At 67.6% G+C, this 5129-nt stretch carries 5 protein-coding genes; 3 read left to right on the top strand and 2 right to left on the bottom strand.

What is annotated here, in order from left to right; translation table 11 throughout:
- Together VAE46_RS09210 and VAE46_RS09205 are read right to left on the bottom strand one after the other, a co-directional pair.
- On the bottom strand, window positions 1-312 hold a 312-nt coding region (locus VAE46_RS09210), incomplete at its 3' end, for an MFS transporter (protein WP_322796637.1).
- A gap of 59 nt (window positions 313-371) precedes the next feature.
- Entirely contained in the window at window positions 372-1922 is a 1551-nt protein-coding gene (locus VAE46_RS09205; RefSeq protein ID WP_322796636.1) for a 2-isopropylmalate synthase, read from the bottom strand.
- A gap of 331 nt (window positions 1923-2253) precedes the next feature.
- Between VAE46_RS09205 and VAE46_RS09200 the strand changes: the two genes are divergently transcribed.
- From VAE46_RS09200 to VAE46_RS09190, 3 genes are all read left to right on the top strand, one after another.
- Window positions 2254-3309, top strand: coding sequence for a ferritin-like domain-containing protein (locus VAE46_RS09200; RefSeq protein ID WP_322796635.1), 1056 nt, complete (start codon window positions 2254-2256; stop codon window positions 3307-3309).
- A 42-nt stretch (window positions 3310-3351) separates the two neighbouring features.
- Window positions 3352-4560, top strand: coding sequence for a hypothetical protein (locus tag VAE46_RS09195; protein WP_322796634.1), 1209 nt, complete (start codon window positions 3352-3354; stop codon window positions 4558-4560).
- Between the two features lie 15 nt (window positions 4561-4575).
- Window positions 4576-5129, top strand: a 554-nt coding sequence (locus VAE46_RS09190; RefSeq protein WP_322796633.1) for an alkaline phosphatase family protein, incomplete at its 3' end; no start/stop codon positions are given.

Here is a 5129-nt window from a genome sequence, read left to right as displayed (position 1 = left end):
CCAGAGCTCCTGCGCCAGCGAGGCCAGCGCCATCCCCGCCGCCGCCAGCACCACCCCCGCCGTGATCACCCGGCGCGGTCCGAAGCGGTCGGCCACCAGCCCGCTCACCGGCCCCAGGCCGAAATAGATGAACCCGGTCAGCGCCAGTACCAGCGATACCTCACCGCGCGTGGCCGCGAATTCGTCCCGCAGCGACGTGAAGAACGCGCCGAACGAATACGCCGCCCCGAACCCCACAAACAGCACCCCGAAGACCCCGGCCACTACCCGCCAGCCGTAAAAGAACCGCGCCCGGGAGCCCTCCAGCGCCATCGGCGCCGATTCTACGCTCCCGGGCGCGGCCGCAAGCGCCCCGATCGGGCTCCCCGCGCCTACGGGTTCGCCCGCATCTCCTGGTTCCGCGCCTGCACCAGCAGCATCCGGTTCAGCGCGTTCATGTAGGCCTTCGCGCTCGCCACGATGATGTCGGTATCCGCGGCGCGGCCGGTGTACGTCCGCCCCTGCTCGTCCTCGATGCGAATCGTGACATCGCCCTGCGCGTCGATGCCTTCGGTCACGCTCTTCACGGAGAACTCCGTCAGCTTCGGGGCCATCCCCGTGATCCGGTTCATCGCCCGGTAGACCGCGTCCACCGGGCCCGTGCCGACCGCCGCATCCGTGCGGATGTTCCCCTCCGGGTCCACCAGCCGCAGCGTCGCCGTCGGGGTCGCGTGGTCGCCCGCCGAGACCTGCACCAGGTCGAGCCGCCAGCCGGCCGTTTCCATCGAGCGCAGGTTTTCGTTCACCAGCGCCTCGAGGTCGCGGTCGTCCACCTCGATCTTCTTGTCCGCCAGCTCCTTGAAGGCCGCGAACACCCGGTTGAGCTCCTCGTCGGTCAGCTCATAGCCGAGGTTCTGCATGTGCTCCTTGAATGCATGCCGCCCCGAGAGCTTGCCGAGCACCAGCTGCGTGCCCTGCGGGATGCCGATCTCCGCCGGGTCCATGATCTCCCAGGTCTCCCGCAGCTTGAGGATCCCGTCCTGGTGAATGCCCGAACCGTGCCGGAACGCGTTCTTCCCCACGATCGCCTTGTTCCACTGCACCGGCATCCCCGAGTACGTCTCCACCAGCTTGCTCGTCCGGTAGATCTCCCGGGTGTTGATGTCGGTGTAGAACGGGAACCAGTCCTTGCGGGTCTTGATCGCCATCACCACCTCTTCCAGCGAGGTGTTGCCGGCCCGTTCGCCGATGCCGTTGACCGTCACCTCCACCTGCCGCGCCCCGTTCTGGATCGCCGTGAGGGTGTTCGCCGTGCAGAGGCCGAGGTCGTTCTGGCCGTGGAAGCTCACCCGCGCCCTGTGGATGTTCGACACGTTTTCGAACAGCGCGCGGAAGAAGGCGCCCAGCTCCTCCGGGATCGCGTAGCCCACGGAGTCGGGGATGTTGATCGTCGTGGCCCCTGCATCGATGCAGCGCCGCACGATCTCAAAGATGAAGCGCTGGTCGGCCCGGGTCGCATCCATCGGGCTGAATTCCACATTGCTCGTGTACTTCGCCGCGTGCTTCACCATCTCCTCGGCCTGGAGCAGCACCTGCTCCCGGTCCTTGTGCAGCTGGTGCGCCATCTGGATGTCGCTCGAATTGATGAACACGTGGATGCGCGGCTCCGCGGCGTCCTTCACCGCCTCCCAGGCCGTATCGATATCCGCCTTCACCGCCCGCGCCAGCGCGCAGATGGTCGGCCCGCGGACCTCGCGCGCGATCGTCTGCACCGCCTGCAGGTCGCCCGGCGTGGAGCACGGGAACCCCGCCTCGATGATGTCCACCCCCAGCCGCTCGAGCTGGCGCGCGATCTCCAGCTTCTCCTGCGGCGTGAACGCCACCCCTGCGGATTGTTCCCCATCGCGGAGCGTCGTATCGAAGATATAGATTTTCTCAGCCATCTGGTCCTCCCTGGGTGATCACACAGCCCGCGGGTGCGTGCCCCGCAGGCGCCATTGCAGCCATGCCGATGTCAACAGATTCGGAACTGCGCCAGCCAGCCGCCAGCCCCCTCCCGGCCCCCGCCGTTCGCCGCGGCCGCTCGCTCCCGGCCTAAAGCGCGCGCCCCGGTGAGTCCGGGGCGTTCACAACCTCAACGTCGTACGCGTCGATTCGGCGCATCGCCATAACCCTACCAGAAATCTCCGCCCCATTGCCACCCGCGGCGTGTGCCACGCCTTCTATCGTTCAGATATACTGCATCAATCAGCTCACCCGGCAGCGAGGACCCCCATGACCTCTCCCGCCTTCGTCGACGTCCCCGGCCTCAACTTCGATTGGCTCAACCTCGATACCGAAACCGGCGCACGCATCCAGGCCAGCCGCAAGGGCCTCACGCTCGAGCAGATCAACGCCCTCACCGCCTACGGCGTCACCGACCTCGATGAGGCCGGCGCGCCGATCTTCAAGCCCCGCGGCGCCGTCGCGGACCCCCGCTCGCCCCGCCACGCCCGCCAGTACCGCTCCAAGGCCGATGTCTGGTCCGAAAGCGCCATGCTCCTCTACGAAGAAGCCAACCAGCGCCAGTGGTCCAGCGCCGTCGATATCCCCTGGGAAACCATCCAGCCCCTGCCCGATGACCTCGAGTGGGCCATGTGCACCCTCTGCACCTTCCTCACCCAGGTCGAATTCATCGCCGGCGACCTCCCTGGCCGCTTCATGGAGCAGGTCCATCCCGACCACTTCGAAAGCCAGCTCTTCCTCGGCACCCAGGTGATGGACGAGTCCCGCCACCTCGATGTCTTCCGCAAGCGGGCCCTCGTCAACGGCGGCGGCATGGTCGATGCCGGCTTCGGCGCCATCAATCTCCTCTCCGTCGATGACTTCACCGAGATGACCGCCCTCCTCCACCTCGTCGGCGAAGGCTTCGTCCAGACCCTCTTCCGCATGGGCGAACTCATCTCCCAGAACGAAGCCGAAAAGAAGATCTTCCGCCTCGCTGCCCAGGACGAATCCCGCCACCTCGCCTTCGGCGTCACCCACCTCAAGTACGTCATGGATACCGAGCCCTGGCGCAAAGAGGAGCTCCACCACTACCTCGATATCCAGGAAGGCGCCCTCGCCCAGTCCCAGCAGGCCTCCCTCACCACCAACCCCACCACCGGCGAAGCCCTCGCCATCCTCGCCGGCGGCGGCATCGAACACATCGATGCCGGCTACCAGAAGCTCCTCCTCATGCGCAAACGGCAGGTCAACGAATACATGCACCGCCTCGAAGTCATCGGCCTCGGCGACCGACGCCACCGCATGGCCCCCGCCCTCCGCGACTTCCTCGACCCCGTCGACTGACCCCGCACCCCCCGCACGCACCCACCCCCAACGGAGGACGCCATGCAGCTCAGCCCCGCCACCCTCGCCCGTGCCCGCCAGCTCGGCTGGTCCGAAGACACCATCGCCCGCATCGAAGCCTCCCCCCTCAAAGATGCGACCGTCGCCAATATCACCCTCATGCGCATCCCCGACGAGCGCGTCCGCGCCTTCCTTGACCTCGTCGACCGCGACCCGGAGCGCATCCCCAATGTGACCTTCAACTTCATCCGCACCCGCTCCGAACGCGGCGTCCGCGCCAAACCCGGCCCCTACGGCCTCACCGTCGCCGATATCAACATCGGCACCTATGGCGAAGTCCCCGACCACTGGCCGTACGAAAACGACACCCCCCGCGGCTCCCACACCTCTCCCGAAAACTACGCTCCCGGCTCCTACTTCATCTACGACAAGGCCGAAGTCTGGGCCGAAGGCGTCGACCACCTCTACGAACAGGCCATCCGCGAACGCTGGGTCCCCGCGACCGACCTCGACTGGGACAACGGCCTCGCCGAACTCCCGCCCGAGCTCGAAAAGGCCGTCTGCCAGCTCGCCACCATCTACAGCGGCCACGCCCTCGTCGAGCAGAAGATCATCGCGAAGTGGCTCGAGCCGATCAGCTACGGCTTCCACGATGTGAAGCTCTTCCTCGGCACCCAGATCTACGACGCCGGCCACAAGGTCGAGGCCCTGCGCAAGCGCGCCCTGGCAAGCGGCGGCGGCCTCCAGCAGGCCCCCCTCGGCGCCCTCTACCGCGCCTGGTACGGCGCCCTCAAATTCTCCGAAATGATCACCGCCCTCGACGTGGTCTATAAGTCCTACGAACTCACCCTCTTCGAGGCTGCCGGCGACTTCGCCCAGTCCGACCTCGAGCGCACCCTCTTCGCCAACCTCGCCCGCGACTCCCGCCGCCACCTCGAGTACGGCCGCCGGCATCTCCTCTGGTACATCCAGCACCACCCGCGCGGCCGCGAAAACGTCCGCTTCTGGCTCGGCCGCGCCGAGGCCGCCCTCTCCATCGAGCTGCGCTTCAGCCACCCCGAGCGCGAGGCACTCGCCCTCCTCTTCGCCCGCGACATCGAGCGCATCCAGGCCGGCATCGAGCGCCTCCGCAAGCTCCGCGAGAAGCAGCTCGCCGATTACATCGCACTTCTCGATGAGGTCGGCATCGACCGCCTCCCGCAGGTTAGCCCCCACCTCCTCGCCATCGCGCAGGACCCGCTCGCCGTGTAATCTCATCGCGTCGGGATGGCGGCAGCGCCCGGCGGGATCAGCATGGCCGAATCCGGACCCCCTCGCCGTGTCCTCGCCGTCGCCCTCGATGCCCTCGAGGCGTCGTGGCTCGATGCCCTTTGCCAGCGCGGCGACCTCCCCAACCTCGCGGCCTTCGCCCGGGAAGCCGTCCGCACCTCCGTCGCCTCCGATGGCGATACCCTTCACGGCAGCATCTGGCCCACCTTCGCCTCCGGCGCTGGCCCGGGCGTCCATGGACGCTACTGGTGGCTCCAGTGGCTCGCGGAGGAGATGGGCTACGTCCGCAACTCCCACCCCGCTTTTGCCTACACCCCCTTCTGGCACGCCCTCGCCGATGCCGGCCGACGGATCGCCGTCATCGATATCCCCTACGCCCCGGTGCTCCCCCATCCCAACCTCCGCCACGCCGTTGGCTGGGGCGTCCACGATGAGGTCGAGCCCGACGCCTCGCCCCCCGGCTACCTCGACGAGATCCGCCGCACCTTCGGCCCCCACCCGCTCACCTTCGATACGGTCGAGGCCCACTCCCCCCGCGACCTCCTCGCCAT

The sequence above is a fragment of the Tepidiforma sp. genome, assembly GCF_034433535.1.
In the GTDB taxonomy this organism is placed as follows: Bacteria; Chloroflexota; Dehalococcoidia; order Tepidiformales; family Tepidiformaceae; genus Tepidiforma.
Note: the sequence above shows the minus strand (reverse complement) of the source record. Positions and strands in the feature narration are given on the sequence as shown.

Bases quoted from the DNA above. Each gene is read 5' to 3' on its own strand.
- VAE46_RS09200 (WP_322796635.1), top strand. From the start codon at position 2,254: ATGACCTCTCCCGCCTTCGTCGACGTCCCCGGCCTCAACTTCGATTGG.
- VAE46_RS09195 (WP_322796634.1), top strand. From the start codon at position 3,352: ATGCAGCTCAGCCCCGCCACCCTCGCCCGTGCCCGCCAGCTCGGCTGG.
- VAE46_RS09205 (WP_322796636.1), bottom strand. From the start codon at position 1,922: ATGGCTGAGAAAATCTATATCTTCGATACGACGCTCCGCGATGGGGAA.